21 protein-coding genes and 1 pseudogene are annotated in these 26,317 nt (G+C 37.1%); 14 read left to right on the top strand and 8 right to left on the bottom strand.

Features of this window, described 5'->3' with window-relative positions:
* Position 1: 1 nt before the first annotated feature.
* Complete coding sequence (locus tag AB3219_RS00805) at positions 2-793, bottom strand: tyrosine-protein phosphatase (RefSeq protein WP_057805977.1); 792 nt, start codon at positions 791-793, stop codon at positions 2-4.
* An 86-nt stretch (positions 794-879) separates the two neighbouring features.
* The gene (locus tag AB3219_RS00800) at positions 880-1,536 is read right to left on the bottom strand and encodes a YitT family protein (protein ID WP_057805975.1); all 657 of its coding nucleotides are present in this window, start codon (positions 1,534-1,536) and stop codon (positions 880-882) included.
* 128 nt (positions 1,537-1,664) lie between these two features.
* Between AB3219_RS00800 and AB3219_RS00795 the strand changes: the two genes are divergently transcribed.
* Entirely contained in the window at positions 1,665-2,525 is an 861-nt protein-coding gene (locus AB3219_RS00795) for an aldo/keto reductase (protein WP_263773398.1), read from the top strand.
* Positions 2,526-2,984: 459 nt separating this feature from the next.
* Here the strand turns inward: AB3219_RS00795 and nrdI are convergent, their stop codons facing one another.
* Entirely contained in the window at positions 2,985-3,464 is a 480-nt protein-coding gene (nrdI, locus tag AB3219_RS00790; protein ID WP_216753223.1) for a class Ib ribonucleoside-diphosphate reductase assembly flavoprotein NrdI, read from the bottom strand.
* A 163-nt stretch (positions 3,465-3,627) separates the two neighbouring features.
* Here nrdI and AB3219_RS00785 point away from each other — a divergent pair, with 163 nt between their 5' ends.
* Positions 3,628-4,440: an HAD family hydrolase gene (locus AB3219_RS00785; RefSeq protein WP_253953689.1), complete on the top strand. Its 813-nt coding sequence runs from the start codon at positions 3,628-3,630 to the stop codon at positions 4,438-4,440.
* A gap of 481 nt (positions 4,441-4,921) precedes the next feature.
* Here the strand turns inward: AB3219_RS00785 and AB3219_RS00780 are convergent, their stop codons facing one another.
* A complete protein-coding gene (locus tag AB3219_RS00780) occupies positions 4,922-6,232 on the bottom strand; it encodes an IS1380 family transposase (protein ID WP_147156990.1) in 1,311 nt (436 codons plus the stop codon).
* A 252-nt stretch (positions 6,233-6,484) separates the two neighbouring features.
* On the opposite strand from AB3219_RS00780, the gene AB3219_RS00775 reads away from it, so the two are divergent.
* Positions 6,485-6,940: a hypothetical protein gene (locus AB3219_RS00775; RefSeq protein ID WP_216753224.1), complete on the top strand. Its 456-nt coding sequence runs from the start codon at positions 6,485-6,487 to the stop codon at positions 6,938-6,940.
* Between the two features lie 114 nt (positions 6,941-7,054).
* On the opposite strand, the gene AB3219_RS00770 is transcribed toward AB3219_RS00775, so the two are convergent.
* Complete coding sequence (locus AB3219_RS00770; protein ID WP_263749704.1) at positions 7,055-8,440, bottom strand: hemolysin family protein; 1,386 nt, start codon at positions 8,438-8,440, stop codon at positions 7,055-7,057.
* A 339-nt stretch (positions 8,441-8,779) separates the two neighbouring features.
* Here AB3219_RS00770 and AB3219_RS00765 point away from each other — a divergent pair, with 339 nt between their 5' ends.
* The 4 genes from AB3219_RS00765 (at position 8,780) to AB3219_RS00750 (ending at position 13,710) form a co-directional block, all read left to right on the top strand.
* Positions 8,780-11,431, top strand: a complete 2,652-nt coding sequence (locus tag AB3219_RS00765) for an HAD-IC family P-type ATPase (RefSeq protein WP_263749708.1) — start codon at positions 8,780-8,782, stop codon at positions 11,429-11,431.
* Positions 11,432-11,505: 74 nt separating this feature from the next.
* Positions 11,506-11,889 carry a hypothetical protein gene (locus AB3219_RS00760; RefSeq protein WP_216753227.1) on the top strand — a complete coding sequence of 128 codons (384 nt, stop codon included), beginning with the start codon at positions 11,506-11,508 and terminating at the stop codon, positions 11,887-11,889.
* 273 nt (positions 11,890-12,162) lie between these two features.
* Positions 12,163-12,591 (top strand): Hsp20/alpha crystallin family protein, encoded by a 429-nt coding sequence (locus AB3219_RS00755; RefSeq protein WP_057805961.1) that lies wholly within the window; start codon positions 12,163-12,165, stop codon positions 12,589-12,591.
* A 174-nt stretch (positions 12,592-12,765) separates the two neighbouring features.
* A complete protein-coding gene (locus AB3219_RS00750; protein ID WP_057805959.1) occupies positions 12,766-13,710 on the top strand; it encodes an aldo/keto reductase family oxidoreductase in 945 nt (314 codons plus the stop codon).
* A 206-nt stretch (positions 13,711-13,916) separates the two neighbouring features.
* Here the strand turns inward: AB3219_RS00750 and AB3219_RS00745 are convergent.
* Together AB3219_RS00745 and AB3219_RS00740 are read right to left on the bottom strand one after the other, a co-directional pair.
* Positions 13,917-14,351 (bottom strand): annotated as a pseudogene (locus AB3219_RS00745) (DUF5067 domain-containing protein); the annotation flags it as partial.
* 140 nt (positions 14,352-14,491) lie between these two features.
* Positions 14,492-14,827, bottom strand: a complete 336-nt coding sequence (locus AB3219_RS00740) for a hypothetical protein (protein WP_216753228.1) — start codon at positions 14,825-14,827, stop codon at positions 14,492-14,494.
* 150 nt (positions 14,828-14,977) lie between these two features.
* Here AB3219_RS00740 and AB3219_RS00735 point away from each other — a divergent pair, with 150 nt between their 5' ends.
* From AB3219_RS00735 to asp1, 4 genes are all read left to right on the top strand, one after another.
* Positions 14,978-15,508, top strand: a complete 531-nt coding sequence (locus tag AB3219_RS00735) for a DUF1836 domain-containing protein (protein ID WP_057805953.1) — start codon at positions 14,978-14,980, stop codon at positions 15,506-15,508.
* Positions 15,509-16,201: 693 nt separating this feature from the next.
* Positions 16,202-17,602: an aldehyde dehydrogenase family protein gene (locus AB3219_RS00730; RefSeq protein ID WP_216753229.1), complete on the top strand. Its 1,401-nt coding sequence runs from the start codon at positions 16,202-16,204 to the stop codon at positions 17,600-17,602.
* 142 nt (positions 17,603-17,744) lie between these two features.
* A complete protein-coding gene (locus AB3219_RS00725) occupies positions 17,745-19,307 on the top strand; it encodes a glycosyltransferase (RefSeq protein ID WP_216753230.1) in 1,563 nt (520 codons plus the stop codon).
* Positions 19,308-20,837 carry an accessory Sec system glycosyltransferase Asp1 gene (asp1, locus tag AB3219_RS00720; RefSeq protein ID WP_216763090.1) on the top strand — a complete coding sequence of 510 codons (1,530 nt, stop codon included), beginning with the start codon at positions 19,308-19,310 and terminating at the stop codon, positions 20,835-20,837.
* Positions 20,838-21,463: 626 nt separating this feature from the next.
* Here the strand turns inward: asp1 and ybaK are convergent.
* Positions 21,464-21,967: a Cys-tRNA(Pro) deacylase gene (gene ybaK / locus AB3219_RS00715; RefSeq protein ID WP_216753243.1), complete on the bottom strand. Its 504-nt coding sequence runs from the start codon at positions 21,965-21,967 to the stop codon at positions 21,464-21,466.
* A gap of 127 nt (positions 21,968-22,094) precedes the next feature.
* Here ybaK and AB3219_RS00710 point away from each other — a divergent pair, with 127 nt between their 5' ends.
* From AB3219_RS00710 to AB3219_RS00700, 3 genes are all read left to right on the top strand, one after another.
* Positions 22,095-22,817: a GntR family transcriptional regulator gene (locus AB3219_RS00710; RefSeq protein ID WP_216753232.1), complete on the top strand. Its 723-nt coding sequence runs from the start codon at positions 22,095-22,097 to the stop codon at positions 22,815-22,817.
* Positions 22,818-22,924: 107 nt separating this feature from the next.
* Positions 22,925-23,194, top strand: coding sequence for a hypothetical protein (locus AB3219_RS00705; protein ID WP_253953634.1), 270 nt, complete (start codon positions 22,925-22,927; stop codon positions 23,192-23,194).
* A gap of 732 nt (positions 23,195-23,926) precedes the next feature.
* A complete protein-coding gene (locus AB3219_RS00700; protein WP_216753233.1) occupies positions 23,927-26,299 on the top strand; it encodes a phosphoketolase in 2,373 nt (790 codons plus the stop codon).
* Positions 26,300-26,317 lie beyond the last annotated feature (18 nt).

Here is a 26,317-nt window from a genome sequence, read left to right as displayed (position 1 = left end):
ATTATTCTAGGTAAATTCGTTGTAAATCGTGAATATCAGTTGCTGAAAGATTCAAATATTCGTGAAGATAGTTGGACATGTCTCCAGAAGTTTTTTGAATTTGTTCCATAGCTGTATTGTAAAAGGAAATCTGAACACTTTGTAAGTCCCGCATACTTTGAATAAAAGCAGATGGGGCGTTTTTGAGTTTTAAGGTTTTAACTAAGTCTTCTAACACTGGTTTTGTCACTTTGTTTGTGAGTAAATAGTCTGCCTTAATGGTATCTTCATTAACGCCAAGGGCACTTAGGAAGAAAATGGCTCCCATTCCAGTGCGATCCTTACCAGCCGTACAATGGAAAAGCAAGGTATCTTGTTCAACGTCATTTTCAAGTAAGACATCAAAAAATTGACGATAAGCCTTCTGAGAATGTGGGTTGGTAATGATATCTTGATAAACGTGATGCATTTGCTGACGACCAGTTGTTGGATCACTTTCCATTTTTCGTTGCAGGTAATCAGTTTGTTTTGAGTTTTGAGTTTCATCAGTTGAAAATACTGGCATAAACAAATATTTAGTTTGTTGAGGAATACGATCTGGTGCTTGAGCTTTTTCTTCAGGCGAACGAAAATCAACGTCATATTTTAAACCGTAATTGTTTAAATATGAGACGTCTTGATCAGTTAAATTACCAAGTTTGCCAGAACGAATAATCTTATGCCACTTAATTGTATGACCATCGATTGTTTGATAACCACCAAGTTCGCGAAAATTGCCACCTTTTTGTAACTGAAGTACCCGTGATCTCACCATGATAAATCCTCCCAAATTTCGATTTTATGAAATTCCCTACATGCAAAATGATAGCACAGTCCGGTTTTTCTTCCTACCAAATATGTTTAAACATTTAAATGATGTTTGAGTGTTGTAAATACATGTCGATCAGACCAGCCAGTAACGGCACCTTGGAGTACAAAGGCAAGTATGGTACCTAACCCTACTGCGTAGATATGATGAGTCACAATAAAAGTTAATAAAATAATTGAGATAGCCGGAATATAGCTGACCCACTGCGCAACGGCTGCTTTTCCGTTCATGAATTTAAACCGAACGATGTAGGTTAGATCATCATTGGGATGCAGCACGATGTTTGCACGCTGATAAATTGAAACTGCAACACCGATTCCGACGATTCCAAGTGCATCAGCGATAATGCGAGCACCTAATGGCCAGTTTAATAAACCATGATTATCTAAGCCACTGCTAATTGCGCCCACTAAATAGGAAAATGGAACCATAAACACGAGATTTCCAAGCATGCGATGCCAGTCAAAATGTTTGAGTAGTAGCGCATTGGCGATGACGACTGCGATACCCTCAACAAAAAGAACGCTACCTAAAGGAAAATGAAACCATTCACTAAGATTAACGGATGATGCTGTCCATAATGCACTACCACAATGACTGGCCACTGTTAATGCATTAGAAAAAGAGTTTAAAACAATTGAAATGGCTAGAAAAAAGAGGCGTTTATTAAAATCGGATTTTTTATTCACGACGAAACTTCCTTCAACTGGAATTAGTATGCGTTTATCATAGAATATTTTTGAACGGAAACCAAATCTTTTTCACGTGTAGTAGTTTTGTTTTACAATGAACATAATAATTGATAGGAGGATTCATTTTGGCAAATTTAACGAAATTAACAGATACGTACGAATTAAACAATGGTACAAAAATTCCAATCGTTGGCTTTGGTACATGGCAGACACCAGATGGTGATGTGGCTGAAAAATCAGTTGAAGAAGCGATCGTAGCAGGTTATCGTCACATTGACACTGCTTTTGCTTATCAAAACGAAAAAAGTGTTGGTAAGGGAATCAAAGATAGTGGTGTTGCACGAGATCAGCTTTGGGTAACCTCCAAACTAACTGGTAGTGATCATAGTTATGAAAATGCTAAAAAGGCAATTGATACTTCCTTAAATAACTTAGGATTGGATTATTTGGATCTTTACTTAATTCATTGGCCAAATCCAGTTGCATTCCGAGATAATTGGGAACAAGCTAATGCAGAAACATGGCGAGCAATGGAAGAGGCACAAAAGGCTGGAAAGATTCGTGCGATCGGGGTTTCTAATTTCCGTCCCAAGCATTTGGATGCACTTTTGAAGATAGCAACGGTTACGCCACAGGTTAACCAAATTTTCTTAAATCCAAGTGATTTGCAGCCAGAGGTTGTGGCTTATAATAAGGCGCACAATATTTTGTCAGAGGCATATAGTCCACTGGGTACAGGAAAGATTTTTGGCGTTGAAGAGCTGAAGACGATGAGTGAGAAGTATGGTAAGACGGTGGCACAGGTTGTGTTGCGTTGGTCATTGCAGCATGGTTTCTTGCCATTGCCAAAGTCGGTTCATGAGGAACGGATTGTAGAGAATACGAAGTTGTTTGACTTTGCGATTGATGAAAAAGATATGAAGACGATTGACGGATTGCGTGGCGTGGCAGGTTTGGCAACGGATCCAGATACGATTACGTGGTAAAGAATAAGAGTGCTAAGGGGGAGCGCACAGCTTCTGAGCATAGCCTAGATACCCCAATGATTCGGTTTAGGAATCGTTGGGGTATCGTAGCTAAGCGGAGGAAGCTGCTCCCCCTTAGCACGTTTCGGCAATAAAAATAGAAAAGGCCTAAATAACTGAATGATTCGTTTTTGGAATCGTTTAGTTATCGTAGCTACTATTCCACACAAAGGATGATTATTAGCAAAAATCACTAATAATCTTTGATGTTCCATACGTTGACCATTCTTGTGGCGGCAGACCACACCGCAAGAACTGGCAAGCGGAGAAAACTGCCTTTTTAAGCACGTTTCGGCTATAAAAAAAGGGGGCCTAGATACCCCCAATTATTCTGTTTAGGAATTGTTGAAAAAATCAGTAACTCAAAAAAGTGGGACTATGATAAATTTCATAGTCCCACTTTTATAATTTAAACGGTTTTTAAGCTTCTTTTGAAACACCCTTCAACACGTTGTTTTTCTTCATGGTTTCATAGATTCGTTTACAATCTGTAGGGTTGCCACGTAATTCATAGTTATCTAGATATTCGAACCCATAGTCGCGAGCATAACGTTTAGCAGTCAGACAATATTGCAACCCAAAATTATGATTACCACTGCCAATTACGCCAAGACAAAGTTTGCGATTGTCTTTATAAGCGATATATTCACCTAAAACGTTTGTCATTAATTCTTTGACACCGTTATCGACACCATTTCCTCCGTCCAAATAGGTAGGAACAAAGGCAAAGTATGGTTTTTGCTCACTTTCAAAATCAGTTTCTTCGGAGACTTCTTTCAGTGTAATGAGGGGATTGGTGGCATCTTTTGAATGTTGCTCCTCAGCATAGTCTTGGAGATCCTGAGTAAAAGAACGTGTATTTCCGGCGACTGAGATGTATAAAATGTTAATGGTCGACATAATGGAACCCCCTTAAATTTACTATTTTTATTGTAGAACATTATTAACATTGTAACACTTAAATTTTTAAAAAAGATAATTTTTAAAAATTGTGGAACTGTTTTATCAAAGTAGTAAGCTAAGACTATAAAGACTAAATTGAAAAAGAATTGAGGTTATTATTTTGGACCCTTATATTGTATTTATGGATATTGATGGCACGTTAATTTCGCATAATCAAAATGTTTCTGTGATGACTAAAAAAGTGATTGAACAGCTACAGCAACGGGGATTTATCTTTTATATTGCAACTGGTCGCATGCTTTCGTTGGCGCAAGTCATTCAAAAAAGAATTAATCCAAAAGTAGAAGTTATTGCCTCAAATGGATCGGTTTATAAAAAAGGGCATCATCTATACATGGATCATTTAGGCTGGAAAGCGATTAGTACCGTTTATGATGTGACAACAGAACTTGGATTATCAACCAATTTTTTTAGTACAGATCGAACGTTTTACACAAGACGCAAGCCATGGGATTTGAGTCGTTTGGCACGAATGAGAGTTATGCAAGATGGTGCTGGAAAATTTGAGGATGTACATGATCGTGATCATTTAAATGATGTGAGCGAACAAATTATTAATGGAATTGTGATTGCGAGAGGTGAATTAGATAAACTGGCAATTGCTAGACAAAGGCTGTTGGATGCTGATGTTTTGAATGTGTCGTCTTCAAGCCCTGATAATATTGAACTGATTCCTAGAAGAGTGGATAAGGCAAGTGCAGTACGGGCCATTACGAATCAATATGGTATTCCGGTGGATCATACAATAGCATTTGGTAATGATAAGAATGACTTAGGAATGTTGAAGGCGGTAGGCACAGGAGTAGCAATGGGTAATAGTGCGGATGAAATAAAGAAACAGGCGGATGCAGTGACGGAGGCAAGTGAAGAGGATGGGTTGCCAAAGTATTTGAAGAGAAGATTCTTAGATTAAAAAAAAGTGAGCGAATAAAAACGTTAAGCTTCAACAATATAAATGCGCCGTCAGCGGGATGCAATCCTGCGCTAGGAAAATTTATATTGTTGAAGCTGTTTTTAGTAGCTGTCCTAAAAAGTGAGCGAATAAGAACTAGTATAAATGTGTCATTGTCAGGATGATCATAAGTGTTATTGACGTATTCTGTTAGTACATTTTGACCACTTCAATTTTTTTGTTTATTATTTTTCGAAAAATGTCTATTTACTATTTATTTAAATTGAATTTTATTCCTGAAATATTCATAGATCGAAATATAATGTTTATGTATTTAAAAAAACAGCCCTTGCGAGGGCTGTTTTTGAATGGGTTTGAATTTCAACAAGGAAATCGCATGTCGTTAAGTCAAAAATGATGTACGAATTAAAATTTGCGTGCTTCAAATAAACTCACAAAGAGTTATTTTGAAAATTTTGATTAATTTAGAGCGATTCGATAGCTACCAATGTAATTGTTGAATCTTGGCCAATACCTGATAGAACAATTTTTGATAAACATGTGAACTACTTAATTTTAAGTACAGTTTTCGACCACTTCGAACTAACTTTCCCGCAATTTTGAACAACCAAAGACGAAGCGTTCCAACACGCACACTGGCGTGTTGCGGCGGTAAGGATAGTTGTTTGAAGAGACTCACTAAATTATAAGCTAAGACACTCAGCATCATCCGCGCATGGTTTTCAATAAAACCTGTGCTGTTAGTTTTGTCGAAAAAGAAACCCTCCTTGGCCTCTTTAATATCATTTTCCATTTGACCACGGTGTTGGTATAATTCGAAGGCAGTTTCTGGCGTTAATTTGGTTAAGTTGGTAAGCACGTATTCATGATTAAAGAGTAATTCACCAGCTTCACGCGTTGATTTAATATAGATTTGGCGAGGCTGATCCCAAGAACCAGCCTGATATTTAGCTGAATAATAGTGAATCTCGGTTTGATCCCATTGTTGTTCATCGTCAATTTGTACATAGCCTTCAGCCAAATCACGCAATCGGCGGTTAGCTTTTAAACGGACTAGATAAAACGCTTTGTGTTCTTCACAAGTATCATAAAGCTCCGGCGTGGCAAAGCCACTATCTCCACGGACCAGGATTTCAGTACAAGGTAGACTATTTTGATAATGCTGTAATAGAGGCTCTAAAAATGAGTGAATTTCCTTACTGGTGTAAACATTACCTGGTCGCAATTGGGCCGCTAAAAAAGCTTCATTTTGGCCATCAAAGGCAACCAATGGATGAAAGCCGTTCGTTTGATAATGAGCGTTGAAATCACTACTTTCTTGATTACCGAAGGTATCAGAATGGGTCGAATCAACATCAATGATTAGTTCCGTTTGATTGGTAGTCAGGCGTCCTCGGTCAAGCAGAGTCTGGTTTAACACTTGTAAAGAAGTGATAGTCGTTTCATCACAGCGTTGCCAAAACCGCGAAATAGAAGCCTGTGAAGCTATAGCAGGCTTATCAAGTAGCAATTTAAAAATAGGATCAAAACGCAAACTGGTAGCAACCTGATCGGTGGCATAGCCAGCAATCTTCTGTAGTAATAGCTGTTCCATTAGACTAACATTACTGTGTTGGTAATAGCGTCGTTGATCTTTAAATGAAACTAATTTTTGAGCAAGGTCTGCGAAATCAAGTTTGTGTATGACCTCTTTGATGAGTACTAAACCCGCATCACTTGAAAGTTCACCACCAGTGTGAGAAATATGTAATTTGGAATTGAAATGTGCTTGGTTTTCCTGTAAAGTTGTCATATGAAAAGGGATCCTTCCTTCCTGGTTGTTTTTTAGACGATAATAACTATATCAGAAAGGACTCCTTTTTTACATAACATTTTTTAGCACTTAAAAGGTGCCAAAATAAAAAGAGCTAACGCCAGTGATATCAAGGATTCACTAGCATTAGTTCTTTTTTTATGAATATTTCAGGTTATTTATAATAATTAAATATTTAATCTTTTCTTAATTAGGAAAACTTTAAACAAGAAAAAGCCAAGTGATCATCTTATGAAAAGCAAAAAATATTTATCTGCTATTGTTGAACAATCACTAATCATGATTCTTTTGCTTATTTTTTTTAACATTGATAAAAATAATCACGTCAAAATAACCTTAAATTTTCTCAATGTATGGTTTATTTTATCATGGATATGTCAGTTCCGTATACTTGCTAAAGGGGTTCCCTCATTGCGCAATAATTCTTTTTTACAACGTGGTGCAAAAGAAACCCAAAAGGAACATGCAAAGCATCATAAGAAAGATAAGTGGGGTGATAATAGTTTTGCTAATTTACAACATAATCTGACAGCGCAGAAGTTTGCGTTACTAGATAGAAACTTTGATACCATGGCTACCTTTTTTGTGCGGCTTGCCTACATGTTGTTCGGACCAATAATATTACTAATATTTTTAGTTAAAAATCAGATGGGAAAACATTTTAGAAACAAGCGTCAACAGTTCTAAATTTTTACTGTCGGTAGAATACAGGTATTTTTAAACTACCGGAAAAAACTTTTTATACTCAAAAAAATAGCACCCAAGTCGATTGATTCGATTTGGGTGCTATTTATTTACAAATTATTCATCAGCATTTAAGCGTTCATCCTCTGCATGCTTTTGTAACTTTTTATATTCTTCATCAGAAATTCTAGTCACATGGAACCAATCGATATGAGCATTTTCGTTATCAAGAACTTCAAAATTGTAACGATCGATTCGTACTTTATCATGAACTTGAATGTTAGGATGATGATCAATTACGTATCCACCAAGGGTTACAACATCTTCACCTTCAAACCCTGGTACGTCAATGCCAAAGTAACGTTCAAAGTCATACATGGTTGTTTTACCGCTAACATGGTAGGTGCCATCTTTTTCTTTATGAATGTAGTCACCGGAAACATCATCAACTTCATCATTGATTGTGCCAAAAACTTCTTCATAAATATCTTTGTCGGTAATGATGCCGCTGGTTCCACCATATTCGTCAACGACAACAGAGATTGGAGTTTGTTTTTTTAACATTTTTTGCAAGACGTCTTGTAAAGGAACAGTCTCTGGTACAGTAATGATATTTCGTAAGAGCTTGCTAACTTTAATGTCGCCATCTACGCGACTTTGACGAATTAAATCGTAGTTATAAACGTAACCTAAAATTTTATCCTTATTATTGTTTGCAACCACTGGAAAACGACTGAAACGTTTTTGCAAGTATAAGAGTAAGGCTTCATTAACGGTGGCATTAACATCCAAAACAACTAGTTGAGTTCGGTCAATCATAATGTCTTTTGCAACTTTGTCATTGAAGTCAAAAGCACGTTGCATGTATACGTAATCGTTTTGGTCCAATTCACCACCAGTAACGGCGTTTTTAGAAAGATTTAAAATTTCGGCTTGCGAAAAGACTTCATTACTTTCGTCTGCGGGTTCCATTCCAACTAATTTAACGATGCCACTGGCAGAAACATTTAGTAACCAAACAAATGGATAAAATATTGTATGAAACCAGTAGAGTGGTGTAACGACAGACATTAAAACTTTCAGGGGAATATCAATACTAATATTCTTTGGAACAATTTCTGTTAAAACAACTTCTAAGTAGGTCAGGAGTATAACTCCTATGATTGCTCCGATGGCATGTAACGAAGCCTGATTAATCAAGTGCGTAAATCCAAAAAAGCGAATAATAAAATATTCTACAAATGATTCACCAATCCAACCTAGAATAATACCACAGACTGACGTTCCAACCTGTGTGGTAGAAAGATACTCATTTAAATTTGAAACCATATGAATGGCTCGATTGATTTTTTTGAGCCGTCCGCCAACTGCTGTTTCCTTTGCTTCCTCCAGCGCACTTAATCGACTTTCGACAAGTGCAAATTCAGCTGCAACGAAAAAATATGCCAGGATGAAGGTAATCAAAATGATAATACTATCGCTGATTATCTGACCACTGTCCAAGGAACATTCCCCATTTCTTTTGTAATTACATTATCTCTATATTATAGCGCGTCTGTTCAGAAAAATCTTTCAGAATTGGTCATAGATGTAAGATAATTTATTATATTTTCATAATTAATGTGAAAACATCGTGAATGTTTTTAGATTTCTTATAAAATAAATAAGTAATCCTTTGACACTTAAACTAAATTCAGATATGCTATTACTTACCAGAGATAATACAATAATAATTTTTAGTAGAAGGAGTTTTAAATTATGACAAAAGGTTCTGCTTCGGAAAGTAACGACTATGGCGGGGAAATGAAAAAAGGAAAACCGCCCCACCCGTATACGCAAACGATGGATCAATTGCTAGATCAAGATCACATTGAACTTGATCAAGGACTTACGAATGAGGAGGCCAACCACAGGCTTCAACAAAATGGGCCCAATGCACTGATTCAAAAGAAGCAAAGCAAGCTGAAACGCTTTTTCAAACAGTTTAATAATAGTATTACCTATATTCTGCTTGTGGCTGCAATTGCAACTTTCTTTTTAAGAGAATATTCAGATTCTATTGTTATTGGGTTGGTTGTTATTATTAATGCTTTGATTGGTTATTTTCAAGAAAGTAAGGCTTCAGAAGCCATTGAAAAAATTAAACAAATGCTTCAAGTTTCAGCGACGGTTGTTCGTGAAGGAAAACGTGAAGATATTGCTGCAGAAGATTTAGTTACTGGAGATTTGGTTTTCTTAGAAGCGGGTGATAACGTGCCTGCTGATTTACGAATTCTAACTGCTGATAATTTAAAAATTCAAGAATCCTCTTTAACAGGGGAAACTGATTCAGTTTTAAAAAATGATGAAGTGTTACTTGATTCCAAAACCCCATTGGCAGACCGTTTAAATATGGCTTATGCATCTACGGCCGTTACGAACGGAAGTGGTCTGGGAATCGTGACAGCAACTGGCGCACAAACTGAAATCGGAAAAATTAATGACAGCATGGAAAAAGTGCAATCTAAAACAACACCTTTAATGCGAGAAATTAATGATTTAGGTAAGTATCTGTCCTACGCAATTGTGGCCGTTGCTGTCTTAGTAACGATTTTTGGCCTGATCACACAGGTTTATTCGCTGTCTGTTTTAATGGTGGCAGTCATTACGATGGTTGTAGGATCCATCCCTGAAGGATTACCAGCTAGTACTTCGGTTGTGTTAGCCATGGGTGTCAAAAAGATGACAAAAGCTAATGCAATCGTTAAAACACTACCCGCAGTTGAAACGTTAGGTGCCGTGGACGTCATCAATACAGATAAAACGGGAACGTTAACCAAAAACGAAATGACCATCGACACGTTAATCACTGCTAAAGGTCAGTATGAGGTTAGTGGAACTGGCTATCAACCAGATGGACAAATTACGAAAGCTGGTCAGCCTGTTGCTGCCGGTTATGACGAAGATTTAGATCGTCTTTTGGTGACTGGTCATGAAGCAAATGATACACGACTCATCGAAACGGATGGCAAATGGGAAATTAACGGTGAACCGACTGACGGTGCATTTTTAACGCTATATCATAAGGTATTTAAGAAGAACGAACCAGATTTAGTTGAATTAGATAAAATTCCATTTGATTCAGATTATCGCTATATCGCAAAATTGGATGAGGATAGTGATGGTCAAAGAGTTATTTTAGTGAAGGGATCCCCAGACAAAGTTTTTGCTATGGCAAAACAGGCAAACCCAGATTTTAATATTGAAACTTGGACACATAAGGTGTCTAAACTAGCACAAAATGGTGAGCGTGTGGTAGCACTTGGCTATCGTAAAGTTGAACGAGAAGTGCATACCTTAACGCATGAATTGGTTCTTGAAGGTGTTCAATTTCTTGGAATTGCTGGGATTATTGATCCTCCTCGCGAAGAAACAATGGTAGCACTGAAGGAAATGCGTGAAGCTGGTGTTAAAGTCAAAATGATTACTGGTGACCATCCCGAAACAGCGGCTGCTATCGCTCAAAAACTCGGGTTAGATACCAAGATCTCCGCGATTACTGGTGCAGAAATTGATGAGCTGTCTGATGACCAATTAAAGGCAGTTATTCAAGATTATAATGTCTTTGCGCGTACGACTCCTATGAATAAGTTAAGAATTGTTGAAGCCTATCAGGCAAATGATTTGGTTACGGCGATGACTGGCGATGGGGTAAATGATGCACCCGCTTTGAAAAAGGCAGATATTGGAATTGCTATGGGAATTAAAGGAACTGATGTGGCTAAAGAAGCTGCTGATATGGTGTTGGCTGATGATAATTTTGCAACGTTAACAACGGCCATTAAAGAAGGTCGTCACGTTTACGACAACATCAAAAAGACAATTCGTTTCCTCTTACCAACCAGTTTTGCAGAAGGTTTGATTGTGTTGATTTCGATTCTTTTGCAACAAGAAATGCCGTTGGTTCCTACGCAATTGCTTTGGATTAATATGGTGTCGGCGATTACAATTCAATTTGCGTTTTTATTTGAACCAGCAGAAGAAGGACTCATGAAACGGCTTCCCAGAAAGAATAATCAAGCTTTCTTGAATCGAAAAGATGTTTGGCAAATTGTGTATGTTTCATTTTTAATCGCTGGTTTGGGAATTGGTGCATTTAAGTGGCTAACTTTACAAGGTATTAATCCAGTGGTGGCCAGCACGGTGACTTTAAACGTGATTGTAGTTGGTAAGATTTTTTATCTTTTCAACATTCGAACACCAAAATTGGCTTTATCTAGGGATATTTTGAGAAATCCAATGGCATTTGCCATTATTGCCATTTTGCTTGTTTTACAGGCCGGCATTACTTACTTGCCGTTTATGCAAGTCATATTTAGTACAGCTAGTTTGAACTGGTATTTCTGGTTAATACCAATAGTTGCAGGAGCTGTGGTACTTGTGGTGACCGAATTGGACAAAATGTGGGGAATTCGGCAACACAGACGTTCTATTGCCATGTGGAATCAAAAATAAAGCGCTTTTTCTTAACGATTCTAAAAAGTAGTGCTAGGATGAGGTCGTAAAAATTAATTAAGGAGATCTCAGAAATGGCAAAAGATGATGGAATTAAAGTAGAAACAGATGAAGAACAGATTGCAAAGATTGACTTTGATAAAGAAGACGTCAAACAAGCAGCTGATATGATTGAAGAAAAGGGCTTTGTTACAAAGAACGATTTTCCAGATATGAAAGATCGTTTATGGAGCCAAGGATTCTACGAAAAAATTGAAGACGAATTTCATCATCGTGATAATGAAGATCCTTACATTTTCTGTGAGCGATTTGATTTCATTGGCGGTGCCATTGAATCAATTATCTTTGACATGGATCAAGTAAAAACACGTGAAAAAGCGTTGCATATTTTAGGTGAAGCTTTGGACTTAAAAGTTCAAGATAAGCCTAGCGAAACTCACAAGATTATTACTTACTAAATCAGTATAAAAACAGCTCATCTTTAGGCGATTTTAGAATCAACTAAAGACGGCTGTTTTTTTGATTTCCAGAACATAAACCAGAACATAAATAAGGATAAAATGAATTTTTAATGATGAGATAAACGGCTCTGAATCAATGCTATTGAGCATTTAATTAGCACTCCATAGTTCACAGTGCTAAATTCTTGCATTCGATTTTAGAAGGTCCTACTATATAGTTGTACCGGGAAATGAGGTACGAAATATTTTATATAAAAGGAGTCTTGAATTATGGCTAACGAGTTAAGAAATAGAGATTTTGATGATTTTGCACCACTTGATTTTTTTGATAATTTCGGAAAGAATTTCTTCAAATCAATGACTGAAGGTAGCTCAATGAAGACGGACATCCGTGAAAATGAAAAAGACTACCAAGTTTCAGCAGAATTACCAGGCTTTAAGAAAGAAAACATTGTTTTGAATTATGACAATGATACATTGACAGTCACAGGCAAACACAATGTTGATAAGGAACAAAAAGATGAAAAGGGTAATTTGATTCGTCAAGAACGTAGCTACAGCAATGTCTCTCGTCAATTCTATCTTCCAAATGTTGATCGTGATAAGATCAATGCATCATATGATGGCGGTGTGTTAAAAGTAACTTTACCAAAGAGTGAAGAAAAACTTGAAAGTAATAAACAAATTCCGATTAACTAATTAATAAATTAGTGTTAAAAGGTCATGACTAGTTGAGTTATGACCTTTTTATTATCAAAAAATGATAATGACAACCACTTAATGCAAACGGTAACAAATTAATTCTTTTTTGAATTAAAAGGTGGTAAGCTGGTAGTCGAATATGTATAAATTCATTTATTAGGAGTGATACCTTTGAAACAGATTGTTATTGGTGGTAAAAAAGTTTCTAATGTGGCATTAGGTATTATGCGTATGGATGCGTTGGATACAGATGCAGCCACAAAAGTGATTGAGACAGCGGTTGACAACGGTGTGAACTTTATTGATACTGCCGACATTTATGGCGGTGGAAAATCAGATCTTGTCTTTCGGGATGCACTTGCTAAGTCATCAGTTAGTCGTGATGATTTGTGGATTCAGTCAAAAGTTGGTATTCAAAATGGTAACGATGATGGTTCTGGCAAACCTTATGGGAATCGTTATAATTTCTCAAAACAGCACATTATTGATGCCGTTAATCATGAATTGGAGAGCTTGAACTTAGATTATTTGGATTCAGTTTTACTTCATCGGCCAGATCCATTGATGGAACCAGATAAGGTTGCGGAAGCGTTTGATGAATTACAAACGGCGGGCAAGGTACGTCATTTTGGAGTTTCAAACTTTAACCCAATGCAATTTGAAATGTTGCAACGCGCGGTTTCACAAAAATTGATGTTTAATCAACTACAATTCGGAATTATGCATAGTAATATGATTGATTTCGGAATGCATACTAATATGCAGGATGATCGTGGTGTGGATCATGATGGACAATTTCTTGAGTATTCAAGAATTCATGATATTGTGATTCAAGCATGGTCGCCATATCAATGGGGAAACTTTAATGGACCATTTATTGATAATCCTAAGTTCCCAGAGTTGAATAAGAAGATGCAGGAATTGGCAGACCAATATGGTGTGACAAAGAATGCAATTGCGACGGCATGGATTTTGCGTCATCCGGCGAAGTTCCAGGTGTTGGTTGGATCGATGAATCCGCAGCATATTAAGGAATCGCTGGCAGGAAGCGATGTGGAATTGACGGGCCAAGAATGGTATGACGTTTATTACGCAGCGGGAAATGATATGCCATAAAAAAAGTGGGCTCTGAGTAACGAAAGAAAGGACGCCATAAGAGCGATGGATGCGGGAGTAATCCCGCTGGAATCGTGCTTATGGCGTCCTTTCTGTTACTCAGAGTCGTCCTAAGGCAAAAATGTATTCAACCTTTCAATTTTTCAAAATAAAAAAGCAGTGATTCATTTTTCTGTAAAATTTGAATCATTGCTTTTTCTAATAAATTATTTTGTTGCATATTGTCGTGTTGCAATTAGTTGTTGATGAGAGTCGTAAAAGTGAACTTTTACTGGAAGTCCATTTTTGACAAGTTCCCATGATCCTTCAGCGTTAAGCGTATGGTTAGGCTTAACCTCATTCACAGAAGAGTTTTCAAGCGTGTCATCTTTAGTGGTACTCGTTGAAAAAGGTAAGGATCCCTGGTTTAACTTTTTAACTTTTCCGTTAACAGCTTGGGTAGCTTTGACATATTTATACCAGTAATCTGATGGAACAAGTTGGGCGCTACTAGTATTTGCAAAAGTGTATCGCAAAATCAAAACTTGTTTATTCTTAGTTGCTGAAGCTGTAACACGATTTTCAGTGATAGTAAAAGTTCCTTGAGGTGTTTTAAATTGCTGACCTGTCAAAGAAGCGGTTTTCTTAATAACTTTTTTAGAGGCTTGAGTTTTTTTGAACTAGTAGTCTTTTCCGTCGAACTTTTTGAAGTGTTTTGTTTGCCACAACCAGCTAAGCTAATGGTTAAAAAACTTAGTGTAAAAAGTAAGACAACTTTTTTAAGATTTTTCAAAACTACTTGTTACTCCTTTGACTGCTTATTTAATTCGCTAATACTCATTGACATAGTTTTGGGTTTGTCCTTGATTACGATGATGGTTCCTTGTCCAAGAAATTTCTTTTCACCCTTGTAGGTAATGTCATATTCTTTGGCAACGGCACCGGAGTTTTGTAAACCCATCACATAAATTGTGTCTTCTGTATAATCATCACTAAATACGAAGGCAACAACAGGAGAAACAACGAGTTTGTCAGTTTTCATTTTCTTTAATGTTTGCCAGATCCCATCAATGACTGGCTGGGGGATAATTTCCTTGACTTCATCTGCTACGCGTCTTTTCTTTGTAAATTCAAACAAAATAAGTGCCTCAATTCATAAGTATTTTTTTAAGAATAGCACATTTTCACCCATCTCGTCATGAAAATAGATTGTAAGCAGTCAACCTAGTTCTAAAAACTAGCTGATCGTGATATACTTACGGTAACATCTATGGACGAGGTGAATGAAATGAGCGAATTAGAATCGTATAATCATTGGTTAAAAACAGTTAGGGAAGTAAAGCTGCCTCACTGGGATGAATTACCAAACTTTGATCTGTATATGGATCAGGTGGTGGCGCTTTTAACGGGGTATACGGGACCATTGGGAATGGATCCGGTTACGCCAACGATGATTAATAATTATGTGAAGCAAAAGGCGGTAGTGGCGCCAACTAAGAAAAAGTACCAGGTGATGCAGGTGGCGGATATTTTGTTGATTACGTTGTTGAAGCAGTCGTTTCCGATTGTGGTGATTAGGTCGGGAATTGATCGAATAACGGCGACGGATTATCCAAAGCAGGCGTACGATCGGTTTATTGATATTGTGAATCAGAAGATCGCGAGAATTGGGATGGAGCATACGACGACGGTGGCGAAGAATATATCGGAGCAGTTGATGCAGGTGACATCGAATATGATTGTGGATCAGGTGCAGACGGGAGAATTGATCCGTTTGTTGCAAAAGTCGGTGGAGCATAAGCCGACAAAGTTAAAGTGAGCAAGGCAAAATGATAAGAGGCTGAATATAAGTGTGACGTAGGCGGGATAGCGATCCCGCAGGAGTCATGCTTATATTCAGCCTCTTGTTTTGCCGAGCTGTCCTAAAACTAGTGAGTGGAACAAGTCGGGTAGTCTTAATAAGTTAAGTGAGATGGAGGTGGGATCGTAATCCCACAGGAATCTTGCTTAGCTTATTAAGACTGACTTGTGTAACTGTCCTAAAGTTTAGCGAAAAAGGCAGAGAAGGGTGATTGAAGGATGGGATCGTAATCCCACAGGAATCTTACTTAGCTTATTAAGACTGACTTGTGTAACTGTCCTAAGGCTTAGCGAAAAAAGGCAGGGAGGGTGAGATGGAGAGTAAGCAAGTATTTTAAAATCCAAAAAAAATTGGACCGAACCATTTAACAATTAGATAGTTTTGACCGAATTGAGTGTTCTACCAATCATAAAAAAGTTTGTGAAGTAAGCGATTACTTTTTGTACTAAAATTCACAAACTATATCTGTAGCAATAATTATGAGACATTCTTTTTTCACAAAGTACAAATCCTTTGATGACGTAGCGAACAATGATTTCTATCAGTTTCAGATTATGTAATCAATTTGCATTTACAAAAGAATATTAGAAAGATACAATTGTAATTGTGAAGCAAATAACATACTCATTCTGAGAGGAAGAATAATATAATATGATTAAAGATTTAGATAACAAGAAGGCAATTGATGAACCACAAGCTATGGTCAATGACCTTGTTAAGAAAGCTCATATTGCTTTAGATCGTCTCAGTGTCATGGATCAAGAACAAATTGACAAGATTGTGCACGCAATGGCAGAAGCAGGTTACCATGCTCGTCAGAAGCTTGCAAAAATGGCGGTTGATGAAACTGGTCGTGGTGTTTATGAGGATAAGGTTATTAAGAACCAATTCGCGACTAAAGATATCTATAATTCAATTAAAAATGACCGCACAGTTGGTATTATCAGTGATGATAAGGAAACTGGTATTATGAAGATTGCTGAACCAGTTGGTGTTATTGCAAGTGCAACCCCTGTAACTAACCCAAGTTCAACTGTTTTTCATAATGCATTGTTGGCAATTAAAACACGAAACCCAATTGTATTTGCTTTTCATCCATTTGCACAAAAAACTTGTGTCGAAACAGGAAAAGTAATTGCAGAAGCAGCTGTAAAAGCTGGTGCTCCTGAGAACTGTGTTCAATGGATTACAAAACCAAGTATGGCTGCTACAACTGATTTGATGAATCACGATGGTATCGCAACAGTTGTTGCAACTGGTGGTGCTGGAATGGTTAAATCAGCTTATTCAACAGGTAAACCTGCATTAGGTGTTGGACCTGGTAACGTACCAGTTTACGTTGAAAAATCAGCTAATATTAAACAATCACTAGATGATATTGTTTTATCGAAATCATTTGATAACGGTATGATTTGTGCTTCCGAATCAAACATGGTGGTAGATGCTGACATTTATGACGAAGTAAAAAGTGGCTTAAAGGCTCGTGGTGCTTATTTCGTTAAATCAGCAGACATGGAAAACTTTGCGTACACTGTCATGAATCGTGAAAAAGAATCTGTCAATCCTAAGGTTGCTGGTCAATCTGCATATGCAATTGCACAATGGTCTGGCATTGAAGATTGTCCTAAGGATGCCAAATTCTTAGTAGCTGAAATGGAAGGACTTGGCGGTGACTATATTCTTTCTCATGAAAAGTTATCACCAGTTTTGACCATGGTTAAAGCTACTAGCCAAGATGATGCAATGCATTTAATGAAACGTGGCTTAAACCTTGGTGGTTTAGGACATACAGTGGGCTTGCATACCGAAGATGATGATTTAATTACTCGCTTTGCTCTTGAAATGGATGCTTGTCGAATTCTGATTAATACACCAACTTCTCAAGGTGCAATTGGCTACAAGTATAACAACATCACACCTTCATTAACTTTAGGTTGTGGATCATGGGGTAAAAACTCTATCTCTCATAACTTGGAAGATTGGGATCTATTGAATATTAAAACAGTTGCCAAACGCTTACCAAAGTTACGTCATGAAAGCTTAGATTTCTAAAATAGTTTTTTGAAATTACGTTTGTATTGTTACTGAAAATCAGTAATGATATGAACGTTTTTTATTGCAGTTGTTAAAACGGTAACATTTTCTGCTATAATCGGGACATAAACTCAATTTTAAACTGAAAAGGTGGGATTTTATGTATTACTTTCTGAATACGACCATTCCTTTAAATAAATCTGGTATCGAGCATGCTCAAATTAAGCGAGTAAATTTATTCAATGACTATGGAATCGCAAACAAAATTGTGACTCGCAATTTTGAAGTGGACTTGCATCATAATTTAAAAGTAGCCGGAATCTCTGAAAAAAATCATGTTAATTTATTTGAATTTTTACAAGGATCCGAAGATTTTAAGACCAAAGAATTGACGGCTAAAGATGTCAAGTTGCCACACGGTTGTAAATTACGACGCGATAAGGGTACTTATACCTATACTGCAAAAGATTTACGCGGAAGAGTAGCTGTGCGCATTGAACCATGGAGTGAGCATGATTCACAAGTGCAAACAGCAAGCTATTTTGACTATGCTGGTAATCTTTTGCGCCGAGAACGCTATGATCATCGCGGCTTTTTATCAATTATTGAAATTCATAATCCCCAGGGCGGCGTTAGCAACGAACAAATTTTATCGCCAGAAGGTAAATTAGTTTATGAATCGTTCTACTTTAATGATGGTCAAGGAAAAATCCAGAATTCTTTGTTGCGCATCGTAGACTTTCATGGACAAGATTACGAGTTTACCGGTTTAAAAGGATTACAACGGTTCTTCTTCGATCAACTTAATAAGGCTGATGCGGGTCATAATGTGTTTATATCAGACCGGGCAGTCGAAACCGAGTGGTCACTACTTCACATGAAGACTAAGGCTTATAAAGTCCTGTTTTTACATAATGCCCATACTGCCGATCCAAATAATCCAATGGATCGACTGTTAAATAATAATTTTGAATTTTCATTAAATAATTTCACAGATTGGAATGCTGTGGTTGATTCTACACATCGACAAACTGCTGACGCTAAGCTGCGTTTTGATGAAAAGCAAACACCAATTTTCACAATTCCAGTTGGCATTGTGCCAAATGCACTCATGAAGAAGGCTAAGGTTCCATTTACAGATCGAACTTTGGGAAAGATCATTGTTGTCGCGCGGCTTTTCCCTGAAAAACGCTTGGATCACTTAGTCAAAGCATTTGCCATTGTGCATAAAAAATTACCGCAAACTACGCTAGATTTTTGGGGCTATGGAGACGGTAAAACCGATAAAGAATTGAAACAACAGGTTAAGGATCTCAGTTTGAATGATGCCGTGCAGTTTAAAGGGTATACACCAAATATTGGCGACGTGATGGACAGGGCTCAAGTTTCTGTTTTGACAAGTCGAGTTGAAGGCTTTGCGCTAGCAGTTTTGGAAGCTCAGTCTCATGGACTACCAGTGGTCGCATATGACATTCCGTATGGACCTTCTGATATTATTGAAGATGATTTTAGCGGCAAACTTGTCAAAGACGGCGATTACAAAGCTTTCGCGCAAGCATTAATTGATCTTATGATAAATCAAGATCAGTTACGTCAATATAGCGACAATGCGTATGTGAGTCGTGAACGTTTCAGTGAAAAATCAATTTGGAAAGATTGGCAACAATTGATTGAAGATGCTGATAAATTCTTTGAGAAACAAACTGCAAAGGAGGCGGAATAGATGATTTACTTTTTGAATGAATATTTGATGGCTTTGAATTTGGGACTTGAATATACAGAAATAAATCGTATTCACCTTTTTAAAAATAACCATGTCGATGCAAAAATTGTGACTCGTGATTATAATCAAGAATTACATCGTAACATGGAAAAACTGGGTTTAAGTGATGACGATGTTGTCAATATGTTTGACTTTTTTCAAAATGCCGAACATATTGAAAAATCTAAAGTTCTTAAAACAATCGATTTAAATCTTCCTAAGGCTTATGAAGTTGATCAGGGTGCGGATTTTAGTCGCATTTATGATGGTGATCGTGTTGTCGGAGATGTCTATTTTGCCAGTAGTACTTTTGGACAAGTTTCCTATGTTGACTATTATGATGCGTATGGGAACAAAGCCAAAACAGAATTTTACGATTGGCGTGGGTTTAAGTCTATGGATAAGTACTACACACCAACGGGAGATCCTGCAGCTGAATTTATGTTCACGCCCGAGGGTAAACGGGTGTATGAATCTTATTACATGCATGATGCAAATGGTCGACCAGTTAATTCTTTACTAAAGCTGATTGACTATAAGGGTGAGGATTATAACTTTGATAATTTAGATGAACTATTTACCTTTTTCTTGGATGAATTGAACCGTAAGGGCGGTAGTCATCAGACGTTTATCGCTGATCGACCAGCACAGACCAATGTGCCGATGTTAAACATGGTCACCTTGGCACACAAGTATGTTTCTTTGCCAATCGTTCATGCTGTTAATCCACAGGAACCGGTCCGAAGTGCGTTTGATGCAGCATATGAACCAGTATTTGGGACACGAATTGATGAGTTAGATGGCATCATTGTCATGACAGAAGCTCAAAAACGGGATTTGGCGCAAAAATTAAATCATCCGCAAGTGCCGATTTATGTTATTCCAGGAACCACAGTTTTGAATAAAACTAGAAACGAACCACATGTTGTTCATCGCAATCGAATTGAGAATCGTTTGTTGTACGTTGGCCGATTAACGCCAGAAAAACAAATTGATCGTTTGATTCGTAGTTTACAAATTGTGAATGATAAAATTCCAAATGTTACGCTGGATTTATATGGTTATGGTAGTAAAAAGGATGTTGATGATTTTACAAAACTTGCGCAGGATTTAAAAGTTGGCCAACAAGTTCATTTTCGTGGGTTTGTTTATGATTTAACGGCTGTCTATAATCAATCCGAATTGTTTGTTGGGGCAAGTCGATCGGATGCAATGCCACTGGCCATGATTGAAGCAATGGCGCATGGTGTTCCGGCCGTAGCTTTTAACAGTAATTATGGTCCAAGTGAAATTATTAAAGATAAAGAAAATGGTCGCTTAATTGACGAAGGTGATGGTGACGTATTCTTGTTTAGCCGCGCTATTATTGATCTACTGAGCGATCCAGATACGTTGGCCAAGTATAGTGAAAAGGCTTATGAAATTGGTGATCGTTATTCAGAGGAAAATGCAATGAAGAGTTGGCAACCAATTTTGAAGAACCAAGCGTAACTTTTAAGATTTTGCTTGTAAGCTCTGAACATTGACCTTCGTTAAGCAGTTAGGAAACCAAAGATTGAAACTACAAAAATGCGTCTTGTTGCCTGATACGAAAGTGCTCATGGTAACAAAATTAGATTAAAATGTCGTCTTTCAGCAAAACCGGGCTGGAACGTAGTGGGCACGACTTAGAGCCGCAAACCACGTCTCTAAGCTCGGCCTTTATCTAAGCGAAACCCGCTAAGATAAACGACACTACTGAGCCCATTTGCTTCCAGACTAAGTCTTGTCTTTGCAAACAACATATTGATATAAAAGTTATTATATCAGTGTTATTGAACATTATTGAAGCATCAAACGTTCTTAGTCCGGAGGCGATTGGTCTCGTGCCCACTATTACACATAAGGGTTAGTTTTCGTTTCGAAAACTTTAATGTTTCATACGATGTCGATTCTTGTGGCAAAAACCAGCCGCAAGAACTCGCACCCCGTTCCAGACCTGGTGAGCCGCAGGACGGCAGTTAGACTATTTTTGTAGGTAAGTATAGGCAAGTCATTTAACATCAGTTATTTTTAGTTGGAGAAGCTAAAAAAGATATGACGCAATGAAGTTTTAACCTCATTGCGTCATATCTTTTTTATTCGGTCAGATCGGCAAAGGTTCCATGAACTAGTTTTTTAAGATCATTAGCGTCTATTTTAACTGAGCGACCAATTTTTCCAGAAGAAACAATAATTGCTCCTTGTTTTTGTGCAATATCGGAAATATAAATTGGAAAATGTTTAGTTTCGTAAATACCAATTGGCGTATTTGCTCCGTGTTCATATCCGGTTGTCTTCACTAGCTCTTTTAGAGGAACCATTCCCACCTTTTTATTACCAGAAGTCTTTGCCAGTTTTTTATAGCTCAAATGTTCATCAATAGGCAAAACACCTACTAGTGGACCAGTTTTGTTGCCAGTTAATGCAAGGGTCTTGTAAATACGATGTTCATCCTCTTTAAGATGGTCAACTTGTAATTGTTCAACATCGCCCTCTTGTTTTGTTGGAAAGACATACTGTTCATATTTCATATTGGCCTTATCCAAAATTTTTTCAACCAGGGTTTTATCTATTTTATTTTTCTTATTTTTTTTAGAAATGATGTTCACCTTCCTGAACTTCATTTTAGCATAAGTCAGTTACATGTTGTGTAGATCAAAAAACGCCTAGTATAGGGATATGCTATAATCAAAGTAAATAAATGAAAAAGTTGAAGAGGTGCGTGTGTTGGCTGATTTGGTATATAAAACAATTTTAAAAGATTTGGAAAAACGAATCTTTGATAATGAATTTCCGGCAAAAAAGTTGCCAGATGAGCGCACCCTTACCAGTCAGTATGGCGTGAGCCGCAGTTCAATTAAACGGGCACTCAATGTGCTCGCAAATGAAGGAATTGTGTTTAAAAAACGTGGCTCAGGGACATTTGTGAATCCACTTTATTTAAAGAACCGTTCTTTATTTAATTATGAGGGTTCTAATTTAGGTGTCACAGACAGCATGCGTGCAGATGGAAAAAAGCCGGGGATAAAAGTTTTGGACTTTTCTGTTATTCCAGCCACTAAGGAAATGCAAACAGATCTTTTCTTAGCGGCTGAAGATTTTGTTTATCAGATTCGCAGACTACGATTATTGGATGATCAACCTGTTATGATTGAAACAGGCTATATTCCTATCAAAATTGCACCCGAATTATCGCGAACGATTGTTTCGGGTTCTATTTTTAATTATTTAGAAGACAAAAAAAATCAAACGGTAACCAAATCATTTTTATCAATTGAGGCTCAACCTTCTACTGAAGAGGATCAAAAATTGTTAAATTTAACACCTCAGGAGCCCGTTGGTGTGATGTCAGGGATCTTTTTCTTGGACGATGGCACACCATTTGAATTATCCAATATGCGTTTGCATTACCGGTATATGAAATATAACGCATTAGTGGAGTTAAAGTAAAAACAATTGGTGAAAGTTATGACATACAAAGTTGCACAATTAAGTCAAAAAATGCTCTAATAATTGCGGATGATTGGCGATATAATGATGAATATGCTTTTTATAATATGAACGAAGATCCTGAAAATTATGAAGAAATTATTTCACCTAACCTTCGAGCAGATCATTATTTTCAAGTGACAACAGATAATAACCAACTGGTTGGTTTTTTTGCATTGGATTTAGAAAATAATTCAGAACAAGTAGAAGTAGGGTTAGGGCTGAGACCGGATGAAATTGGTAAAGGAAAGGGTTTAGAATTTTTGCAACTAATTCTTAAATTTATCAAAAACTTAAATTTATCAAAAACAATTATAGTTTTTCCGAAGTTGCTTTAGATGTTGCTCAATTTAATGTTCGCGCTCAAAAAGTATATGCTAAGGCAGGTTTTATGTCTCAAAAGAAACACAAAGGAAACAAATAATTCAATTTGTCCCTTTATTTGGATGACACGAAAACTTTAATTTATACATCTGACGATTGAAATACAGAAGTATTAATAACAAATTTGTTTTCAATTTCTAAAGGTTGAAACTACAAAAACGTATCTCGTTGCCTGATACAAAAGTGTTCATGGTAACAAAATTAGATTTAAATGCCGTCTTCCAGACCATGTGAGCCGCAGGACGGCAGTAGACTACTTTTTATAAACTAAGTCGTTTAACATCAATTATTGAAGTGATTTTGATACTTTCAACCTTTAGTTCAATTCATAATACGTTGAAAAACAGCTAACCATAACATAAAGGTTAGCTGTTTTTTTAATCGTTTCTAAATTGGACCGTATCAATTTTCAAATTAGTTGACCACGAGGAAAGATCGCGTTATCATAGTGTTGTATTCGATAACAATGCTTAAAGGTTAACTATTTGAAGGGAGCTAATTCGTGTAGTTAGAATAAACATTTGTTTTAAAAATAAAATTTTGGGTCAGTAAAATAGACATTTCTATTATGAAAAGGAGCCAGTCCGACTAGCTGCTTAAGCAGTGTAGCGAGGATGGACATCCGTATTGAAGATAGGATTTTACGATAGTAAAATAGACATTCTTATATGAAAAGGAGCACTACAATGACTGTTGATTATTCATCAAAATCATATTTTGAAAATCTTGATAAATTTTGGCGTGCGGCAAATTATCTGTCAGTGGGGCAACTTTATTTAAAAGATAATCCGTTTCTTAAACGTCCTTTAAAAGAAGACGATGTAAAGGTTCATCCAATTGGGCATTGGGGAACAATTTCTGGACAAAACTATGTTTATGCTCATTTAAATCGGGTAATTAATAAATATAATTTAAATATGTTTTATGTTGAAGGCCCAGGTCATGGTGGCCAGGTCATGGTATCAAATTCTTATTTAGATGGCAGTTATACTGAAATCTATCCTGAAATTACTCAGGATGAGACCGGCATGAAGAAGCTTTTCCGTCAATTTTCTTGGCCAGGTGGTGTAGCATCTCATGCTGCTCCAGTGACTCCCGGATCCATTCATGAAGGTGGCGAGCTAGGTTATTCACTTTCACATGGAACTGGTGCGATTTTGGATAATCCAGATCAAATTGCTGCAGTTGTTGTGGGTGATGGTGAAGCCGAAACGGGTCCTTTGGCAACTTCATGGCAATCAAATAAATTTATTAATCCCATTAATGATGGGGCAGTTTTACCGATTCTAGATATTAATGGTTACAAATTAAGTAACCCAACGTTATTTAGCCGAATGTCTGATGAAAAGATTAAACAATACTTTGAAGGCTTAAACTGGAATCCAATCTTTGTTGAGGTGAAAGATCAAGGTATTAAAAAGCTGAATCTAGAGATGGCTACGGCCATGGATTCAGCTGTTGAACAAATTAAGGCTATTCAAAAACATGCCCGTGAAAATAATGATCCGGCGTTACCAAATTGGCCAGTAATTATTTTCCGTTCACCAAAAGGTTGGACAGGTCCTAAAACCTGGAATGGTGCGGTCATTGAAGGAACCTTCCGTGCTCATCAGATTCCGATTCCTGTGGATCAGGCTGACATGCAACATTCTGATGCATTGGTTGATTGGATGAAGTCATATAAGCCTGAAGAATTATTTGATGATAATGGCAAACTTAAACCCGAAATAGCTGCCATTGCACCGCAGGGCGATAAACGAATGGCGGCCAATCCAATTACCAATGGTGGGGTAAATCCTCATGATTTACGATTGCCTGATTTTCGTAAGTATGCAGTTGATACAACTAAACGGGGCGCAAATGTTAAACAGGATATGATTATTTGGTCAGATTATTTACGAGATGTGATCAAATTAAATCCTGAAAATTTTCGTATGTTTGGACCAGATGAAACAATGTCTAATCGGTTGTATGGTTTGTTTGAAACAACCAATCGTCAGTGGATTGATCCGATTAAAAAGGATTGGGATGAAGATTTGGCACCGGCTGGTCGAATCTTGGACGCCCAACTTTCTGAACATCAGGCTGAAGGATGGTTAGAAGGTTATACGTTGACCGGACGCCATGGTATCTTTACAAGTTATGAAGCTTTCTTAAGAGTTGTGGACTCGATGTTAACGCAACATTTCAAGTGGTTACGTAAAGCTAGTGAATTGAAATGGCGAAAAGATTATCCATCTTTGAATGTTGTTTCAACTTCGACTAGTTTCCAGCAAGATCATAATGGATATACGCATCAGGATCCTGGTATTCTGACTCATATGGCAGAGAAAAAGCCAGCATTTATCCGTGAGTATTTACCAGCTGATGCCAATTCATTGCTGGCGGTTAGTCCGTTGATTATGAATGATCGTGAAAAAATTAATATCTTGGTTACTTCAAAACAACCACGACCACAGTTCTACTCAATTGAAGAAGCAGAAGTACTGGCTAAAAATGGCTTAGGCATAATTGATTGGGCAAGTACGGATCAGGGTGCAAAACCGGATATTATTTTTGCAGCTGCAGGTACAGAACCAAATATGGAAAGTTTGGCAGCAATCAATATTTTGCATGACCACTTCCCAGACTTGAAGATTCGTTTCATTAATGTGATTGATTTGCTTAAATTGCAGAGTCCAAAAGTGAATGCTCGTGGATTATCTGACAAAGAGTTTGATCATTACTTTACGAAGGATACACCAGTTATCTTTGCATTCCATGGTTACGAAGATTTGATTAAGTCGATATTCTTTGATCGTCATAATCATAATATTCATGTTCATGGTTATCGTGAAGATGGGGACATTACAACACCGTTTGATATGCGGGTTGTAAACCAGTTGGATCGATTTGATTTAGCAAAAGAGGCTATTTCTGATGTTCATGAGTATGCACAAACGGGTGCTGACTTTATTCAAGAAATGGATAATAAACTGGTTAAACATTACAACTATATTCGTGATAACGGGGACGATCTTCCTGAAGTTAAAGATTGGACTTGGAAACCACTTAAGTAATTAAAAATAGTAAAAATA

This window comes from Pediococcus ethanolidurans (assembly GCF_964062635.1).
Taxonomy (GTDB): domain Bacteria; phylum Bacillota; class Bacilli; order Lactobacillales; family Lactobacillaceae; genus Pediococcus; species Pediococcus ethanolidurans.
Note: the sequence above shows the minus strand (reverse complement) of the source record. Positions and strands in the feature narration are given on the sequence as shown.

Excerpts from the sequence above, each read along its gene's own strand:
- AB3219_RS00805 (WP_057805977.1), bottom strand. The coding sequence starts at position 793 with ATGGTGAGATCACGGGTACTTCAGTTACAAAAAGGTGGCAATTTTCGC.
- nrdI (WP_216753223.1), bottom strand. The coding sequence starts at position 3,464 with ATGTCGACCATTAACATTTTATACATCTCAGTCGCCGGAAATACACGT.
- AB3219_RS00780 (WP_147156990.1), bottom strand. The coding sequence starts at position 6,232 with ATGACAACTTTACAGGAAAACCAAGCACATTTCAATTCCAAATTACAT.
- AB3219_RS00775 (WP_216753224.1), top strand. The coding sequence starts at position 6,485 with ATGAAAAGCAAAAAATATTTATCTGCTATTGTTGAACAATCACTAATC.
- AB3219_RS00765 (WP_263749708.1), top strand. The coding sequence starts at position 8,780 with ATGGATCAATTGCTAGATCAAGATCACATTGAACTTGATCAAGGACTT.
- AB3219_RS00760 (WP_216753227.1), top strand. The coding sequence starts at position 11,506 with ATGGCAAAAGATGATGGAATTAAAGTAGAAACAGATGAAGAACAGATT.
- AB3219_RS00755 (WP_057805961.1), top strand. The coding sequence starts at position 12,163 with ATGGCTAACGAGTTAAGAAATAGAGATTTTGATGATTTTGCACCACTT.
- AB3219_RS00735 (WP_057805953.1), top strand. The coding sequence starts at position 14,978 with ATGAGCGAATTAGAATCGTATAATCATTGGTTAAAAACAGTTAGGGAA.
- AB3219_RS00730 (WP_216753229.1), top strand. The coding sequence starts at position 16,202 with ATGATTAAAGATTTAGATAACAAGAAGGCAATTGATGAACCACAAGCT.
- AB3219_RS00725 (WP_216753230.1), top strand. The coding sequence starts at position 17,745 with ATGTATTACTTTCTGAATACGACCATTCCTTTAAATAAATCTGGTATC.
- asp1 (WP_216763090.1), top strand. The coding sequence starts at position 19,308 with ATGATTTACTTTTTGAATGAATATTTGATGGCTTTGAATTTGGGACTT.
- AB3219_RS00705 (WP_253953634.1), top strand. The coding sequence starts at position 22,925 with ATGAACGAAGATCCTGAAAATTATGAAGAAATTATTTCACCTAACCTT.
- AB3219_RS00700 (WP_216753233.1), top strand. The coding sequence starts at position 23,927 with ATGACTGTTGATTATTCATCAAAATCATATTTTGAAAATCTTGATAAA.